The organism is Ochrobactrum sp. WV_118_8 (genome assembly GCF_039631535.1).
Classification (GTDB): Bacteria; Pseudomonadota; Alphaproteobacteria; order Rhizobiales; family Rhizobiaceae; genus Brucella; species Brucella anthropi.
Genome location: NZ_JBDIUZ010000001.1, coordinates 2,588,965 through 2,604,281, shown reverse-complemented (window position 1 = coordinate 2,604,281; position 15,317 = coordinate 2,588,965). Strand labels below are relative to the sequence as shown.

The following is a 15,317-nucleotide window of genomic DNA, read 5'->3' as shown; positions in this document are numbered from 1 at the left end:
CGGTCATGCCTTCCAGCCCGGTTCTGGCCGGGCTTATGGCAAATGCAGTCGGTTACACCGACGGAAGGGTCCTTGAGCTTGGACCAGGCACAGGTGTCTTTACAGAGGCCCTATTGGCGCGGGGGCTTGTTCGGGACCAACTAACCCTGGTCGAACTGGATGAATGTTTCGCAGATTTGCTCTCTGAACGTTTCCCCGGCATCAGGATCGTTCGAGGCAACGCCGCGCGCCTGTCGGCGGCAGGGGTCGATAAGGATGCAAAATACGATGCCATCGTAAGCGGTCTGCCACTTCTGTCGATGTCTGCCCGGAGCATCTACCGGATCGTCCGGAGCGCGGCGCTCAGGCTTGAGCCGAGCGGCCACATGTTTCAGTTCACCTATGGCATACGCTGCCCTGCTCCTGCAGGCATCCTTCTTAAATGCGGATTGAAAGCTGAATTGCTCGGAAGCGTCATCCGAAACATTCCGCCCGCATCGGTCTATCGCATCTCGCATTCGCTAACGCCGAGAGAGCAGGACGTCCCTCGCCCGTTAACCGATGCAAAAATCGCAAACAACCTGACCGAAAGGAGTCAGGCAAGGGGAACGAGTTCACCGCTAACAACATCAAGGAGTTTGATATGCTGACAAGACGCGAGATACTCGCAGGTGCAACTGCGCTTACGGTCGTGTCTGGGTTGTCTGCGCGCGCACAGTCCGGAACCAATCACAAGGTCCAGATGCTGAACAAGGGAAAGAAAGGTCCCATGGTGTATGAACCCGACTTTGTTCGGGCAGCTCCCGGCGACACGGTGACATTCGTTCCTACAGATAAGTCTCACAACGCAGTTAGCATCAAGGAGATGCTTCCCGAAGGAGCTCAGGCGTTTGCAGGAAAACTCAATGAGGAAATCACCATCACTATCGAAAAGGAAGGAGTTTATGGTGTGAAATGCGCACCTCACTACGGAATGGGAATGGTGATGCTCATTTCTGTTGGAGCTCCCGTCAATCTGGAAGACGCCAGAGCAGCCAAACACCCTCCTAAAGCAAAGAAGCTATTTGACGAACTTCTGAATGCCGTTCCGGCGGCCTGAACCTGTCTGACAAATCAATACTGGATGGCAGCGCAAAGCCTGAACCAAAGGAAGGTGCTGCCATCCCGCTGCATGAAAGCTCTATAATCCTTTAGAGATCTTGTTCCATGCGACGCTCATTATGTCGTTTCATTCCGAGTTGCCGCCGATTGAGTGTTGCGACATGTCACATCGACGGTATTGACGGGGCCAGTTAAGCTTTTAGCCATGCAACTTGCACGCGGAATAAGAAGTGGATGCTGGATAACCGGTCTCGCCGTCGGCTTGCTTGCTTACCTCATTTTGCTTCAGGGCCTGGCATCGGCTTACGCCAAGACGGTTATGATTATCAGCCCGTCTGCACCAGTGTTCGTCATCTGTGCGCCGTCCGGCAACAAATATAGCAGCCCGGATAACCCGCTCGGATTTCTCGGTAAGGACTGTTGCGCGGCACTTTGCAAGTCTGCCGCTTCATCAGGGCCGACGGTGCCTCCGGTATGGTTAGATCTGCTTGCGCTGATACCGCATGGTTCGCCCGGAGAGCGCATGCAGCCGCTCGAAAAGGGTGATCCGCCGGACATACTCGTCGTCCCGTCCCTCGGAGCGCGGGCGCCACCTTCATTCTTCATCTGACAGAAAATCGATCCGGCGCGTTCCTGCGCTCGTTTTGTTGCATGGAGAAATCAATGCTCAAGTATATCCGTATCCTCGCGGCAACTGCCGCCTTCGTCTCTGCATCCACAGCGTTCGCGCATGATTTTCGTGTTGGCGACATCGTGATTAATCATCCCTGGACACGTGCTACGTCTCCGGCAGCAAAGGTTGGCGGCGGATATTTCGACGCGGTCAACAATGGGGCCGTGACTGACAGGCTCGTGGGGGCCAGCTCTACCGCGGCATCACGCGTCGAAATCCACAAAATGGAAATGAGCGACGGCATTATGAAAATGCGCCCGGTGCCTGACGGGATGGTCATTTCCGCCGGTGGCAAGATTGAGCTCGCCCCAGGCGGATACCATCTCATGCTGATCGACCTCGTCAAGCCGATCAAAGAAGGGGACATGGTGCCAGTCACTCTTCAGTTTGAGTTGGCCGGTTCGGTAGAGGTTGAGTTCGCGGCCGGGGCCCTCGGCCAGGCGCAGTCGGATCATCAGGGTGGCTCTGCGTCATCGCATGATGGAGAAAACTGATGCGAGGGAGAACGATCGGACTACTTTCGGCTGCGGTGCTTGCAGTCGGCATGGCCCTCGCAGCCGTTACTATCATCTCCAAGGAGCGACAACCGAATATTCAGTTCCGAAGCACTGGTGTCGCCACTGTAGGCGGGCCGTTCCAATTGGTTGGAACCGAAGGCCAGACAGTGACGGAGAAAGATCTGCTAGGCAAGCCGAGCGCAGTCTTCTTCGGCTTCACATACTGCCCGGATGTGTGCCCGACCACGTTGTTCGAACTGACAACATTAGCAAAGCAGCTCGGTCCGGATGCGGACAAGCTCAATTTCGTGTTCGTCTCTGTTGATTCAGAGCGCGATGGGCCTGAGGAGATGAAGCAGTATCTCGAGGCGTTCGATGACCGCATCATCGGGCTTACCGGCACCGCCGAACAGATCGATTCCGTCGCAAAGGCATACAAGATCTACCATGCGAAGGTCCCGCTCGAGGGTGGTGATTATACGATGGATCACACGGCCAGCGTTATCCTCATGGATGCGGACGGAAGGTTTTTCGGCACCATGGACTACGAGGAAGAAGCGAGTGTCATGCTTTCGAAGTTGAAGCGCCTGATCCGTCAACGGGATGGATAAATACTGATCAGCGCTCGTGGCGTAATGGCGAATCAATAATCGGGAGGTTGCTACAAATGGCAAAAGACAACGCCGGGCCGTCTACCGGTGTCTGGATAGTTTTAGCTATGGTTGCTGGAATGTTGGCCGGACTGGGTGGCATTTTGGTATCAGGCGGCTTTTCCGATGAAAGGCAAAAGAGCGTCGCTGAAGCCGCGGTATCGGATAGTTGCTCAGTTTCGCCAGATCAGTTGACGGCGATAAGGAGTGCCTCAAAGGGCGCGGTCGCGGCAATGCTTACGACAGAAAAGCCGCGATCTATGCGTGGAATGACATTCAGTGGGCCGGACGGATCACCAGTAAGCGTCGGCGACTTCGAGGGAAAAACGCTGCTGATTAATCTGTGGGCGACATGGTGCGCTCCCTGTCGTGAGGAGATGCCGGCGCTCGACGCACTTCAAAATGAAGTGGGAGGCGAAAAATTCGAGGTTATTGCCGTAAACCTCGATACCGGCGGAAATGACAAACCGCTGGCTTTTCTCAAGGAAATCGGGATCGACAATCTTAGATACTATAGCGAACAGACACTCTCCCTATTCAACGGCCTTAAGAAGCAGGGCTTAGCGCTGGGCCTGCCGGTTACGCTGTTGGTTAATGGAGAGGGGTGTCTTCTCGCCCATATGAACGGTCCGGCCGAATGGGCGAGCGAGGATGCTGTCTCATTTATAAGGACTGCGATGGGAGCGGCCAACGAGGAAACCTAGCGCGAACGAAGGGAGAGGGACACGAGGGAGGATGGCCGGCGATGGAGAAATCGAACGCGCCACGTTGGGAGCGGCCTGTACGTTGGCCTTCGGACGGACTTCCATTTGATATGAGGGCGTTGCGCTATGTCCTCGCCGCTGCCGAGCAGATGAGTTTTTCCGGTGCCGCCGGCGCCCTTGGAATGAAAGTGTCCAGCGTCAGCCGTCAGGTACGCAATTTCGAGGATGCTATCGGCATCTCCCTGTTTGAGCGCTCCACCTCCGGGGTGCGCCTCACCGATGCCGGCAGCCAGCTGCTCGATGACATCATTCCTGTTCTCCAGATGGCGGAGGCCGTCCTGCAACGCGCCGGCGCCGCAGGCAGGGTCGAAGAGGGCACGGTCAAAGTCGGGATTATCACCACACTTGGTGGCGGATTCCTTCGCGAACTGATCGCGACCTATCGTCAAAGCTATCCGGGTGTCAGGCTCGTTATATTCGATGGCGGGCGACAGGATCATCTGCGCGCAATCCGTGCGCGGCAGCTGGATGTCGCGTTCTTTACCGGCAACGCGCCGCTTGCCGGTTGTGATGTCGAGGAGTTCTGGCGCGAGCGGGTCCATGTGGCCATGAGCGCCGAGCATCCGCTCGCGGACAGCAATGCCGTGGACTGGCCGCAACTGCGGCAGGAGCAGTTCATCGTCTCGAGTATGGAGCCCGGTCCGGAGGTCCATGACTATATCGTGCGCCGCATCGCCGATTACAGCACCTATCCTGATGTGAGCTATCGTCAGGTCACGGTCGAGACGCTGATGCACATGGTCGCCATTGGCGAGGGCATCACGCTGGTTTCCCAGGGCTGGACCAGCATGTCCCATGCTGATCTGACCCTGCGTCCGTTGACCGCGAACGAGGACATCGTGCCGTTCAGCGCCGTCTGGTCACCCTCAAGCGACAATCCGGCCCTGCGGCGCTTCCTGAGCTTCGCGCGGGAACTGGCCGTCAAGCAGCAAGGCCGGCGTGCTCAATGATCGGTGTCGGCCGGATTCGTCCGGCCGACCGCGCCAGGCTGGCCTCCGGTCGTGGGTCGTGATTTACCAACAGCCTTGGCCTTGCGGCTCCGCCAGCCGCGATCCGACCGCAGGAAGGATTCGAGCATGTGGGGGATCAGGGTTGCGGTATCGACCTCGCCATAGAGCCGGCCATATTCGGCGGCGTAGAGGTCGAGTTCCTCCTTCAGTGGCTCCGGCAGCGAGACGGTGATGCGCACCACGCCGAGTCTGGGCAATGGACCGAGTTTGAGATTGCTCATCAATGCGCTCCATAGGGCTCGAGGACCAAATCGCGGGCGACGATCACGCGGACCGGAAAGCCGGGGCGAATGGTGAGCGTTGGGGCGACCTGAAGCTGCCGTTGGACGATTTGCTGGCCGGCCTGGTTCACCGTGTCCTGCGCCCCTTCGCGGATGGCGCGGACAAGACGGTCCTCATCGCTCGTGGCCAGCTCCGCACCGACGGCAAGAAGCGTCGAGAGGCCCGCCGCCTTCATCAGATCCCACCAATGGTAGTCCACTCCATCTTCCAGGCCCGCATAGCCCGACGCATCGGCACCGCGCTGGCGCTCCAGCACGATGGACCGGCCGTTGGGCAGGATGAGACGATTCCACACCAAGAGGACGCGGCGCTGGCCGAAGGTCACGCCGGCGTCGTATTCGCCGATGAGGCGGCTTCCTTGTGGGATGAGCAGGAGCGCGCCGGTCGGGCTGTCATAGACGTTCTGCGTCACCTGGGCTGTGATCTGTCCCGGCAGATCCGAACGGATGCCGGTGATTAGCGCGGCAGGGATCACCGCGCCGGCCTGAAGAATGTAAGGCGACGCGGGTCCCATGACACGATCCGTCGCGACGGTGCGTCGATCCACCTCGGCATTGAGGAAGGCAAGGTGCCTGTCCTGCGTTGCGGCGCCCGCCAGGCCGGACATGCCCGGAACGGCCGGGATCGACGGCGAGCCAGTGTTTTGGCCTGCCCTGATCTGGAAGAAGATCTCGCTGGTGCGGGCCGCTTCCAGCTCGGCGAGGCGGCGCTGCTCCTCGGGATCGGCCGCGGGAACCGGCATCGGGGTCGCGGGGATGGGCTGGCCTTCCTCGCGGGCGCGCAGCACCGGCCCGCCGAGATCTCCGGGCAGCGGCGGGCCGAGGACCGGCACGTCACCATAGCTGCCGGGAAGCCCCTGCAAGCCGTCTGCGGTCTGGCGGCGATCGGTTGAGATCAGCTCCTCGGGCTGCCCGCCGCGATCGACGCCTTGAAGCGCATAGATCAACGCGCCGCCGATGCCGATACCGGCAACCAGGCCCGCGCCCATGAGAACCTTGCGCGAGATGCGCGTGACGCGCGGCGCTTCGGCGCGCAGGCGCATGGAGCCCGCCTTGTCGTTGGCCGCTCCGGCCAGCTCCATCCCTTCCTCCTTCCGGCCTTCGGTCTCGCTCATGACGGCGACCCTCCCGTTGCCGTGCCTTGTCTGCTGGTCGCGGCGGCGGTCTGGCCGGGCTGAACGCGGACGATCCTGACGGTCTGTTGCCGGTTGCCGGAGCCCAGCCGCAGTTCGGCCGCGCCGAAGAGGCGATCGACGATGAGGACGTTCTGATAGATGCGGCTATTAACGATCTCGGGTTCGCCGCCCGATCCGATGACAAACAGGGGCGGCATCTCTCCCTGGATGATGCCGCGTGGGAACACGACATAGACCCGGCGCCCATCGTCGAAGACGGAGATCGGCCGCCAGGGCGGGTTGTCGCCGGAGAGGCCGTAGCGGTAGTTCCGCGCAGTCTCGGCCGGAATGATCGGAGCGGGGGGCGTGGTCATGCGCTGGGTGGCGGGCGGCGCAGGATAGGCCCATGCGACCGCAGGCATCCACGTCTCGTCGTTCGCGCGCAACTCTATGAGGTATGTTCGGCGATCTGTTGTGATGACCAGATTGGTCGAGATGCCGGCGCGGGTCGGCTTGACCAGCACATGGACGCGCCGCGTCGTTCCCGAACCGCTTTCAGTGTCGCCGATGATCCAGCGCGCGGTATCGCCCGCAGCGATCGGGCCAGCGCCGGTCAGGCTTTCGCCGGGCTCCAGCGCTATGGTGGTGATCTGTCCGACAGCGGCATAGACCTGAAACAGCGCGCCTTCCGACCAGGGATAGATCTGGATCGCATTGTAATAGCCCTCGCGGCGCGGCTCGACACGCGCAGCCGCATTGGCGTTGCCCACCTGTCCTGTTGGTGTGCCCGCTGCAGCTCCGCCCCGCGCGACCCTCCAGGCCGGAGGGGTATGGAGCGGCCTTGGGGTGTCGTTGGTCGCCGAGGTTCGCACCACGGGCAATGGGGGCACGTTATCGTCGTAGCTGAACTGCGGCGTGCGGTTGGTGGCGCATCCGGCGAGCGCTGTTGCTGCAAGCAGGCAAGCCGCCATTGCGGGTTTACGGAAAGCCGGATGTCCGGCCTTTGCTGAATTTCTGGTCATTGACTCATCTCCCGCGACCACGAGATCGCGTTGACAAAGATTCCAAGGGGGTTTGCACGGAGACGCTCGGCGGTGCGGGGCTGCTGGAGGACGATGGTGAGGATCGCTGTCCAGCGTTCGGTGGCGGCAAGTTGCCCGTTTTCGTAACGCTGCTCGGTCCAGGCGATGCGGAAGGAGTCTGGCGAGGCGCGGATGACGCTGGAGACCTCCACGGAGACCTGCTCGCGGCCAACGCGGGTGAATGGATCGTTCGCCCGCGCATAGTCGTTGAGCGCTACTGCGCCACGATCGGTCGTAAACTCATAGGCCCGAAGCCAATTCTGGCGGACGATGATCGGGTCGGATGGCAGGCTGCGCACCTGTTCGATGAAGCGGGCGAGGTGCCAGGCGACCTGAGGGTCGGTGGGCCGATAGTCGGCGATGGCGGATTCGACGGCGCGGGCCTCGCCGTGGCGGTCGATTTCGACCACCCATGGAACGACGGTGCCTCGGGCCGATTGCCAGACAAGCGCCGAGGCGAAGCCGGCCGACAATATCAGGCAGCCAAAGGCCATGAAGCGCCAGTTGCGGGCCTGCACGCGCGCCGAGCCAATGCGCTCATCCCAGATTTGGGCTGCCTTCTGATAGGGCGTGACGGGTTCCGGCGTCTTGCCGAAATGGGTGGTGGGGCGTTTGAAGATGTTCATGTGCGGTCGCTTTCGGAAAGGCTGATGGAGGCGCCGCCGCCGTGACTGTCACCGGATCGGACGGCATGGGCGGCGGCCGAGGCGCCGTGACTCAGAGCTTGGCTGCGGCGCATGCGTTGCGCCCAGGCTGGCGCTCCATCGGAAGACGGAGTGCTCGCCGGGCTCGACGAGATGCCACCACCGATGGTTCCCATGGAAGAACTGCCGCCGGTCTTCTCGAATCCAGCTTTGACGCCGGCGTCATGGCTGGATTTGAGGCTGTCAGCGGCTCGGGAAGCCGCGCGTTTCAGGGGAGAGACGGCGGCGGTTACACCGGCACGCGCAACACCGCCGATACCGGCCGCAACGCTGGCCGCGCCGGTATCGCCCATCGAGGAGAGTGTATAGGCAGAGGATGCTGCGCCGGCGGCCGTTGCGCCGCCACGCGCCAGTGCCGCACCACCGGAAAGAGCGGCGGCTCCACCGCGCGCGGCCAACATGGTGGCGCCACCCGCCGCGACGGCAGCGCCGCCGACAGCGAGGCCGGTTCCGACCGCAGCACCGGCGCTGAGCTGCGGGCCGCCGGAAACGAGGCCGGTTGCGATGCCCGGCCCGAAGATGCCGAGGCCGAGAAGGGAAAGGGCCGCCAGGACGATTGCCATGGCATCGTCGATTGTTGGCGTCGCGCCGCCGAAGCCGGCGGTGAATTGTCCAAAGAGGGTGGAGCCGATGCCGATGATGACCGCCAGGACCAGCACCTTGATGCCGGAGGAGATCACGTTGCCCAGCACGCGCTCGGCCATGAACGCGGTTTTGCCGAACAGGCCGAAAGGAATGAGGACGAATCCCGCCAAGGTCGTGAGCTTGAACTCGATCAGGGTGACGAAGAGTTGGATCGCCAGGATGAAGAAGGCGAGGATCACCAGCGCCCAGGCGAAGAACAGGCAAAGGATCTGCACGAGGTTCTCGAAGACCGCGATCCAGCCCATAAGGTCCGAGATGGATTCGAGCAGCGGCCGGCCGGCATCGAGGCCGGTCTGGGCGACGCGGCCGGGACGCAACAGATCGGCGGTAGAGAATCCGGTGCCGGACGCCATGAGGCCGAGGCCGGCGAACGACTCGAAGACGATGCGCGCGAGGTTGTTCCAATTGGAAATGATGTAGGCGAACACCCCGACAAAGAGGGTCTTCTTGACCAAACGCGCGATGATGTCGTCATCCGCGCCCCACGCCCAGAACAGGGCGGCGAGCGTCACGTCGATCACGATCAAGGTGCTGGCGATGAAGGCCACCTCACCGCCGAGGAGGCCGAACCCGCTGTCGATGTAGCTGGTGAAGATGCCGAGAAAGTTGTCGATTACTCCGGTGCCGCCCATGCGCTCACCGCCCTTCGTTCGGGGCAGGAGCTGCCGGTGCGGGCGAGCGGCCGAGGAAGCGATCGCGGGTCTCGGCCCAGACGCGCAGGCAAGCGGCGTCATTTGCGGCGGCTTCACCCAGCTCCTGGCAACGACGCTGTTCCAGCCGCAGCGGATCGGCTGCAGGCTGAAGCGCAGGCGTGGCCGGCGCCGGCCCGGTCTTTTCCTCGCGGGTCATTTCGATGATCGTCGCCGTGATGGCGACGGCGACGAATATGATGGCCGCGATCCGGGCCAGCACCTTGCCGTCCATGATGTCCCCCTTCCGGCCTGTCAGTTGTTGAACATGCTTGCATTGCCCGGCTGGTAGCCGGAGCCGGGCGTCAGGAAGCGTTCGCGCTGGATGCGGCCCTGCTCGGCCGCCGTGGCGCGTTCAGCCTCGGACAAGGCATCCGCCCGGCCATTGGCCGAGATCACGGCAATGAGGTCGGAGAGTTGCTGGCTTTGCAGGGCGAGGAGCTGGTTGCCGGCCTGGGTTGCCTGAAGCGCGCCGGTCGCACCCTGGCTCTCGCCGACGAGGGCCGACATCTGCGAGCGGTTGGTGTCGATGTTGCCGACCACCCCGGCCTGGACACGCATCGCGTCCTGCAAGCCGCCGACGGTCGTTTCCCACCGGCTGCGCGCATCGGCGATCAACTGGCTGTCGGTGGCCGAGAGGGAGAGCTTGCCGTAGTCTTGCTGGAACATGCTGTCGATCGACTGAACGTCGAAGGCGATGTTCTGCGCCTCTCCGAGAAGCTGCTGGGTGCGCTGCACATTCTGCTGGAGCGCCTGAAGCGAGCTGAAGGGGAGGCTCGCCAGGTTCCTCGCCTGGTTGATGAGCATCTGCGCTTCGTTCTGGAGCGACGTGATCTGGTTGTTGATCTGCTCCAGCGTCCGCGCGGCAGTCAGAAGGTTCTCGGCATGGTTGGTCGGGTCGTAAACGATCCGGCCGAAGCCGAAGAGGGCGTGGGCCGGCGTGGTGAAGACCGGCGAAAGCGCCATCGGCGCGGCAAGGGACAGCGCGAGCAATGAAGCGCCGGCGAGACGGGGAAAGCGGTGTCGGGTCATGGCATGATCTCCTCTGGGTCGAGTTCAAGGGCATCGGTGAGGTCGAGCGCCGCCGCGAGCACCGCGCCGGGCGCGAGGGGCTCCGCAGCGGCGGTGATGTTGGTGAGGTTGGGAATGAGATCGGCCGCCCATTCGACGCCGCGCGCCGTGAGCCATGCAGCGAGGAAACCGTCGCGGCCATGCTCGGCGAGGATATCGGCGATCAATGCCTGGTCGGACTTGGAGGACGCCGCGCAGAGCGCGAGGCCGACTTCGGACAGGCCCAGCTCGAACAGCCGGTTTCCCCTGCGGCTTTGGCAGTAATAGTCCCGTTTCGGGATAGCGCGGGCCAGGATCTCGATTTGCCGATCGTTCAGCCCGAAGCGCCTGTAGATGGCCGTGATCTGCGGTTCAACGGCACGGTCGTTGGGCAGAAGCAGCCGCGTCGGGCAGCTTTCGATGATCGCCGGCGCGATGCTGCTCTTTTCGAGCTGTGCGAGCGATTGGGTCGCAAAGACAACGCTTGCGTTCTTCTTGCGCAGCGTGACCAGCCACTCGCCCAATTGTTTGGCGAAGGCCGGATCGCCGAGCGCAAGCCAGCCTTCATCGATGACGATCATGGTCGGGCGGCCGTCGAGGCGATCGGCGATCCGGTGGAAGAGATAGGCGAGGACGGCTGGAGCCGCGCCGGTCTCCAGCAGCCCTTCGGTTTCGAAAGCGACGACAGAGGCTTCGCCCAGGGTTTCCGACTCGGCGTCGAGCAGCCGGCCGTAGGGACCGCCGATGCAATAGGGTTGGAGTGCGAGCTTGAGATCGTTGGACTGGAGCAACACCGAGAGGCCGGTGATCGTTCGTTCCTCGACGGGAGCCGACGCCAGCGACGTGAGGGCGGTCCAGATATGCTCTTTCGCCTCGGGCGTAGCGGATACGCCTTCGCGCGCTAGGATCGCTATGATCCAGTCTGCGGCCCATGCGCGATCCTGCGTCTGCTCGATGCGGGCAAGCGGCTGGAGCGAGACGGAAATCTCGGCGTTTTCGGTGAGCCGTCCACCGAGATCGTGCCAGTCAGCGCCCATGGCAAGGGCGGTTGCCCTGATGGACCCGCCATAGTCAAAGGCGAAGACCTGCGCGCCCTCATAACGACGGAATTGCAGGGCCATGAGCGCCAAAAGCACGGACTTCCCAGCGCCGGTGGGGCCGATGACTAGGGTGTGGCCGACATCACCGACATGAAGGGAGAACCGGAACGGGGTGGAGCCTTCGGTCCTGCCATACAGCAGCGGGGGTGCGCCGAAGTGCTCGTCCCGTTCCGGCCCCGCCCACACGGCGGACGAAGGAACCATGTGGGCAAGGTTGAGCGTCGAGACCGGAGGCTGACGCACATTTGCGTAGGCGTGGCCCGGCAGGGAGCCGAGCCAGGCGTCGACGGCGTTGACCGTCTCGACCATCACGCTGAAATCGCGGGACTGGATGACCTTCTCGACCAGCCGCAGCTTCTCGTCGGCGCGGGCGGCATCGGCGTCCCAGACCGTGACGGTCGCGGTGACATAGGCGATGCCGGCGATGTCCGCGCCGAGTTCCTGTAGCGCCAGGTCGGCATCGGCAGCCTTGTTGGCGGCATCGGTGTCGACGAGCGCCGATTGCTCGTTCGTCATCACCTTTTTCAGAATGGCGGCGATGCTCTTGCGCTTCGCAAACCACTGGCGGCGGATTCTCGTGAGCAGCCTGGTCGCGTCCGTCTTGTCCATCAGAATGGCGCGGGTCGACCAGCGATAGGGGAAAGCCAGCCGGTTGAGGTCGTCGAGCAGGCCGGGCGTCGTGATGCTCGGGAATCCGGTGATGGTGAGGATGCGCAGATGCGCGGCGCCGAGGCGCGGTTCGAGCCCGCCGGTCAGCGCCTCGTCGGCGAGCAGCGCGTCCAGATAGATCAGGGTCTCTGGCACACGGACGCGGTGCCGTTTGGTCGAGACGGTCGAATGAAGATAGGTCAACGTCTCGGCGTCGGTGAGCCACCGGCACTCGGGCATGAAGCCGTCGAGGAGCGCCAGCACGCGATCGGTGCGATCGACGAAGCCGCGCACCAGCTCCCAGGGATCGACGCCGGAGGTCTCCCGGCCTTCATAGAGCCAGCTTTCGGCGCGGGCGGCGTCCTCCGCGGGTGGAAGCCAGAGGAAGGTCAGATAGTAGTCGGAGACGAAGTGGCTGCCTTCCTCCTCGAAATCGGCCTTGCGCTCGGCATCGACCAGCGCGGATGCCGGATCGGGAAAGACGTCGTTCGGATAGGTGCCAGCCTCGGACCGCTGCGCCTCGACGAAAATGCACCAGCCGGAGCCGAGGCGGCGGAAGGAATTGTTGAGGCGCGCGGCGACGCCGACCAGCTCGGCTGCGACTGCCGAGTCGAGATCCGGCCCGCGGAACTTTGCGCTACGCTGGAGCGATCCATCCTTGTTCAAGACGACGCCCTGACCGACCAGCGCCACCCAGGGCAGGTAGTCGGCGAGGCGCGCGGCGGTACGGCGATATTCTGCGAGGTTCATCATGGCCTGCGCCTCACACCGAAAGAAAAGCCGGAACGCGCAGGTGTCGGCGCGTTACTTCCATGAAGAGGGGATCGCGCCGCGCCGCCCATACGGCTGCGAGATGGCCTGCTGCCCAGATCAGGATGCCGGCGAGCCAGAGCTGAAGGCCGAGACCCACGGCCCCGGCAAGCGTGCCGTTGAGGATCGCTACCGAACGCGGCGCACCGCCCAGTAGGATGGGTTCGCTGAGCGCGCGATGAACCGGGGCGGTGAACCCCGGCACGGCGTCGAGCTGTTCGAGAACGGTCGCCATCAGATCAGCGCCCCGCCACCAAAGGAGAAGAAGCTGAGAAAGAAGGAGCTGGCGGCGAACGCGATCGAAATCCCGAAAACGATCTGGATCAGCCGCCGGAAGCCGCCGCCGGTATCGCCGAAGGCGAGCGTCAGGCCGGTCACGATGATGATGATGACGGCGACGATTTTCGCCACCGGACCCTCGATGGATTCGAGGATCGACTGAAGCGGTGCCTCCCACGGCATGGACGAGCCGGAGGCGAGCGCCGGCGACGTCATAAGAGCGACCCAAGTGAAGGCGTTGGCAGTGGCGATGTGACGGCGGATGCGAAAGGCGCGGCGGATCATGCGGGTTCTCCTGAAGGGTCGTTTGGGGTGGGGTCTGGAAGGGCGGGCGAAAGCTGGTAATCGCCATCCGGGCCGAGCCCTTCGACGCGGGCAAGTTCCACCAGCCGGCGCGCGGAACCGCGCCCGGCAAGGACTGCTACTATGTCGATCGTCTCCGCGATGAGGGCGCGCGGGACAGAGACAACGGCTTCCTGAATGAGTTGTTCGAGACGGCGCAGCGCGCCGATGCCGGAACCAGCATGGATGGTCCCGATTCCGCCGGGATGTCCGGTCCCCCATGCTTTGAGCAGATCCAGGGCTTCGGAGCCGCGCACCTCGCCGATAGGGATACGGTCGGGGCGCAGGCGCAGCGAGGAGCGGACGAGATCGGAAAGCGTCGCCACGCCATCCTTGGTCCGCATTGCCACCAAATTCGGTGCGGCACATTGCAGCTCGCGCGTGTCCTCGATGATGACGACGCGATCTGCCGTCTTGGCGACCTCGGCGAGCAACGCATTGGTGAGCGTCGTTTTGCCGGTGCTCGTTCCTCCGACGACGAGGATATTGGCGCGGGAAGCGACGGCATTGCGCAGCGTGGCGGCATGGGCGGCGCTCATGATGCCGGCCGCCACATAGTCGTCGAGGCTGAATATCGCCACTGCGGGCTTGCGGATGGCGAAGGCGGGCGCGCCCACGATGGGCGGCAATAGTCCCTCAAACCGTTCGCCGGTTTCGGGAAGTTCGGCCGAGACTCGCGGCGAACGGGCGTGGACCTCGGCCCCGACGTGATGGGCGACGAGGCGGATAATACGCTCACCGTCCTCTGCAGTCAGCCGTTCGCCGGTGTCGGAGAGGCCCTCGGACAGCCGATCCACCCAGATGCGACCATCGGGGTTCAGCATAACCTCGACGATGGACTTGTCTTGCAGGAGAGTTGAGATGGCAGGCCCGAGCGCGGTTCGCAGCATGCGCGCGCCGCGTTCGGTCGTTGCCCGTTTCTGGTTGTTTCCGGCCATCTCATCCCCGTTCCGCCGGGGAGGAGGTGATTGGCGATCCCCGGATGGGGATGACTAAAAGAGCCACAAAGCGCGGCAGTTCAAGAAGTTTCGGCAGGCGTCGTAGCGTAGCGTGTAAATACAGGAAAACGGCGGAATTGGCTCGATAGGTCTGCGTGAGATTTAGGGGCCGCCGACGAATTAAAAGCGAGAGGGAGTTCACTGACGCCCGGGGCTAAATGATGGCCTAATCTTCAAGGCGCAGGTCTGGAACGTAGGAGAATTCCCTGTGTTGTTCCTTACTATCGTCATCTCGCGCGACAGCGGCGTGCAGCGAAGCCCAACGGTGTCATTTATCGGCCTCGGGACGCAGGATGACGGCTTCATCTTCGCGCGAGACCTCGACTTCATTTACATGGAGGCGGGATTCCTTAGGGTGCGGCACAGCCTGCGAACTGCCTGATTGGAACACTTTTGCGAAATGGGGCGTGGACACCTTCCGAATATACATCAAAGCATTTACGATGTGCCGGCACCCGAAACAGGTGAATCTAGTTGTCTACGCGATCCGCTGAACTTGCAGCAGCATCCTCCGGTATCTCCTTCAAGAAGCTTCGGCCGGACTGCAGATGCTTGCCGAGCGTGTCGACGAATCCTTCGAACCGCACTCGACCCTTGGCTTGTGCTGCAGAATAGGCATCGGGCGCTATGGGCGGTGTGACTGTGAGCCAGAAGCGCACGAACAGCGCAAGCGTTTCGGCCGAGATGCCAAGATCCCGCTCAATCCGGGCGACCTGTCGGGAAAGCCGGTCGAGGCGTCTGGCAAGTGCTGCCTCCTGCATCTGGGCATTGTCGGGCGAGAAAAAGGATTCGAGCGCCGCCTCGACAATTGAAGAGCGCGTTATTTTCTTGCGCGCGGCAAGTTCGGCGACCTGATCGATCAGGGCAACTGGCAGGGAGGCGTTGAGACGATCGCGCATG

The 15,317-nt window shown here is 62.7% G+C and carries 20 protein-coding genes; 8 read left to right on the top strand and 12 right to left on the bottom strand.

Annotated elements, in window-relative coordinates:
- Nucleotides 1-5: 5 nt before the first annotated feature.
- The 7 genes from ABDF71_RS12655 (at nt 6) to ABDF71_RS12625 (ending at nt 4,614) form a co-directional block, all read left to right on the top strand.
- Nucleotides 6-629: a class I SAM-dependent methyltransferase gene (locus ABDF71_RS12655; protein ID WP_500061603.1), complete on the top strand. Its 624-nt coding sequence runs from the start codon at nt 6-8 to the stop codon at nt 627-629.
- Nucleotides 623-1,078, top strand: a complete 456-nt coding sequence (locus ABDF71_RS12650; RefSeq protein WP_094514317.1) for a pseudoazurin — start codon at nt 623-625, stop codon at nt 1,076-1,078. Before ABDF71_RS12655 ends, ABDF71_RS12650 begins: the two co-directional genes overlap by 7 nt.
- Before the next feature lie 207 nt (nt 1,079-1,285).
- Nucleotides 1,286-1,690, top strand: coding sequence for a hypothetical protein (locus ABDF71_RS12645; RefSeq protein WP_143851077.1), 405 nt, complete (start codon nt 1,286-1,288; stop codon nt 1,688-1,690).
- A 53-nt stretch (nt 1,691-1,743) separates the two neighbouring features.
- Nucleotides 1,744-2,247 (top strand): copper chaperone PCu(A)C, encoded by a 504-nt coding sequence (locus ABDF71_RS12640; RefSeq protein WP_094514319.1) that lies wholly within the window; start codon nt 1,744-1,746, stop codon nt 2,245-2,247.
- Nucleotides 2,247-2,861, top strand: coding sequence for an SCO family protein (locus ABDF71_RS12635; RefSeq protein ID WP_094514320.1), 615 nt, complete (start codon nt 2,247-2,249; stop codon nt 2,859-2,861). The genes ABDF71_RS12640 and ABDF71_RS12635 overlap by 1 nt, the downstream gene beginning before the upstream one ends.
- Nucleotides 2,862-2,917: 56 nt before the next feature.
- The gene (gene tlpA / locus ABDF71_RS12630; protein WP_094514322.1) at nt 2,918-3,604 is read left to right on the top strand and encodes a thiol:disulfide interchange protein TlpA; all 687 of its coding nucleotides are present in this window, start codon (nt 2,918-2,920) and stop codon (nt 3,602-3,604) included.
- Nucleotides 3,605-3,645: 41 nt separating this feature from the next.
- The gene (locus tag ABDF71_RS12625) at nt 3,646-4,614 is read left to right on the top strand and encodes a LysR family transcriptional regulator (RefSeq protein WP_036589061.1); all 969 of its coding nucleotides are present in this window, start codon (nt 3,646-3,648) and stop codon (nt 4,612-4,614) included.
- Here the strand turns inward: ABDF71_RS12625 and ABDF71_RS12620 are convergent.
- Genes ABDF71_RS12620 through trbB form a run of 11 tightly spaced genes read right to left on the bottom strand, consistent with a single transcriptional unit; the run spans nt 4,608 to nt 14,357 of the window.
- Nucleotides 4,608-4,895 carry a DUF2274 domain-containing protein gene (locus ABDF71_RS12620; RefSeq protein ID WP_094514323.1) on the bottom strand — a complete coding sequence of 96 codons (288 nt, stop codon included), beginning with the start codon at nt 4,893-4,895 and terminating at the stop codon, nt 4,608-4,610. The two genes, ABDF71_RS12625 and ABDF71_RS12620, sit on opposite strands and share 7 nt — an antisense overlap.
- Nucleotides 4,895-6,070 carry a TraB/TrbI/VirB10 family type IV secretion system protein gene (locus tag ABDF71_RS12615; RefSeq protein WP_374828138.1) on the bottom strand — a complete coding sequence of 392 codons (1,176 nt, stop codon included), beginning with the start codon at nt 6,068-6,070 and terminating at the stop codon, nt 4,895-4,897. Before ABDF71_RS12615 ends, ABDF71_RS12620 begins: the two co-directional genes overlap by 1 nt.
- Nucleotides 6,067-7,092 (bottom strand): P-type conjugative transfer protein TrbG, encoded by a 1,026-nt coding sequence (gene trbG / locus ABDF71_RS12610; RefSeq protein ID WP_500061602.1) that lies wholly within the window; start codon nt 7,090-7,092, stop codon nt 6,067-6,069. Before trbG ends, ABDF71_RS12615 begins: the two co-directional genes overlap by 4 nt.
- The gene (trbF, locus tag ABDF71_RS12605) at nt 7,089-7,778 is read right to left on the bottom strand and encodes a conjugal transfer protein TrbF (RefSeq protein WP_094514326.1); all 690 of its coding nucleotides are present in this window, start codon (nt 7,776-7,778) and stop codon (nt 7,089-7,091) included. Before trbF ends, trbG begins: the two co-directional genes overlap by 4 nt.
- A complete protein-coding gene (gene trbL, locus ABDF71_RS12600) occupies nt 7,775-9,133 on the bottom strand; it encodes a P-type conjugative transfer protein TrbL (protein ID WP_094514328.1) in 1,359 nt (452 codons plus the stop codon). The genes trbF and trbL overlap by 4 nt, the downstream gene beginning before the upstream one ends.
- Before the next feature lie 4 nt (nt 9,134-9,137).
- Nucleotides 9,138-9,425, bottom strand: a complete 288-nt coding sequence (trbK-alt, locus tag ABDF71_RS12595) for a putative entry exclusion protein TrbK-alt (protein WP_094514329.1) — start codon at nt 9,423-9,425, stop codon at nt 9,138-9,140.
- Between the two features lie 20 nt (nt 9,426-9,445).
- Nucleotides 9,446-10,222 carry a P-type conjugative transfer protein TrbJ gene (gene trbJ, locus ABDF71_RS12590; RefSeq protein ID WP_036589081.1) on the bottom strand — a complete coding sequence of 259 codons (777 nt, stop codon included), beginning with the start codon at nt 10,220-10,222 and terminating at the stop codon, nt 9,446-9,448.
- Nucleotides 10,219-12,741, bottom strand: coding sequence for a conjugal transfer protein TrbE (gene trbE / locus ABDF71_RS12585; RefSeq protein ID WP_500061601.1), 2,523 nt, complete (start codon nt 12,739-12,741; stop codon nt 10,219-10,221). The genes trbJ and trbE overlap by 4 nt, the downstream gene beginning before the upstream one ends.
- 10 nt (nt 12,742-12,751) lie before the next feature.
- Nucleotides 12,752-13,033, bottom strand: a complete 282-nt coding sequence (locus tag ABDF71_RS12580) for a VirB3 family type IV secretion system protein (RefSeq protein WP_094514332.1) — start codon at nt 13,031-13,033, stop codon at nt 12,752-12,754.
- Nucleotides 13,033-13,362: a TrbC/VirB2 family type IV secretion system protein gene (locus ABDF71_RS12575; protein WP_094514334.1), complete on the bottom strand. Its 330-nt coding sequence runs from the start codon at nt 13,360-13,362 to the stop codon at nt 13,033-13,035. Before ABDF71_RS12575 ends, ABDF71_RS12580 begins: the two co-directional genes overlap by 1 nt.
- A complete protein-coding gene (gene trbB / locus ABDF71_RS12570) occupies nt 13,359-14,357 on the bottom strand; it encodes a P-type conjugative transfer ATPase TrbB (protein WP_094514336.1) in 999 nt (332 codons plus the stop codon). Before trbB ends, ABDF71_RS12575 begins: the two co-directional genes overlap by 4 nt.
- 268 nt (nt 14,358-14,625) lie before the next feature.
- On the opposite strand from trbB, the gene ABDF71_RS12565 reads away from it, so the two are divergent.
- On the top strand, nt 14,626-14,799 hold the full coding sequence (locus ABDF71_RS12565; protein ID WP_167387112.1) for a hypothetical protein: 174 nt from the start codon (nt 14,626-14,628) through the stop codon (nt 14,797-14,799).
- 88 nt (nt 14,800-14,887) lie between these two features.
- Here the strand turns inward: ABDF71_RS12565 and ABDF71_RS12560 are convergent, their stop codons facing one another.
- Entirely contained in the window at nt 14,888-15,316 is a 429-nt protein-coding gene (locus tag ABDF71_RS12560) for a ribbon-helix-helix protein, CopG family (RefSeq protein WP_036589091.1), read from the bottom strand.
- Nucleotide 15,317 lies beyond the last annotated feature (1 nt).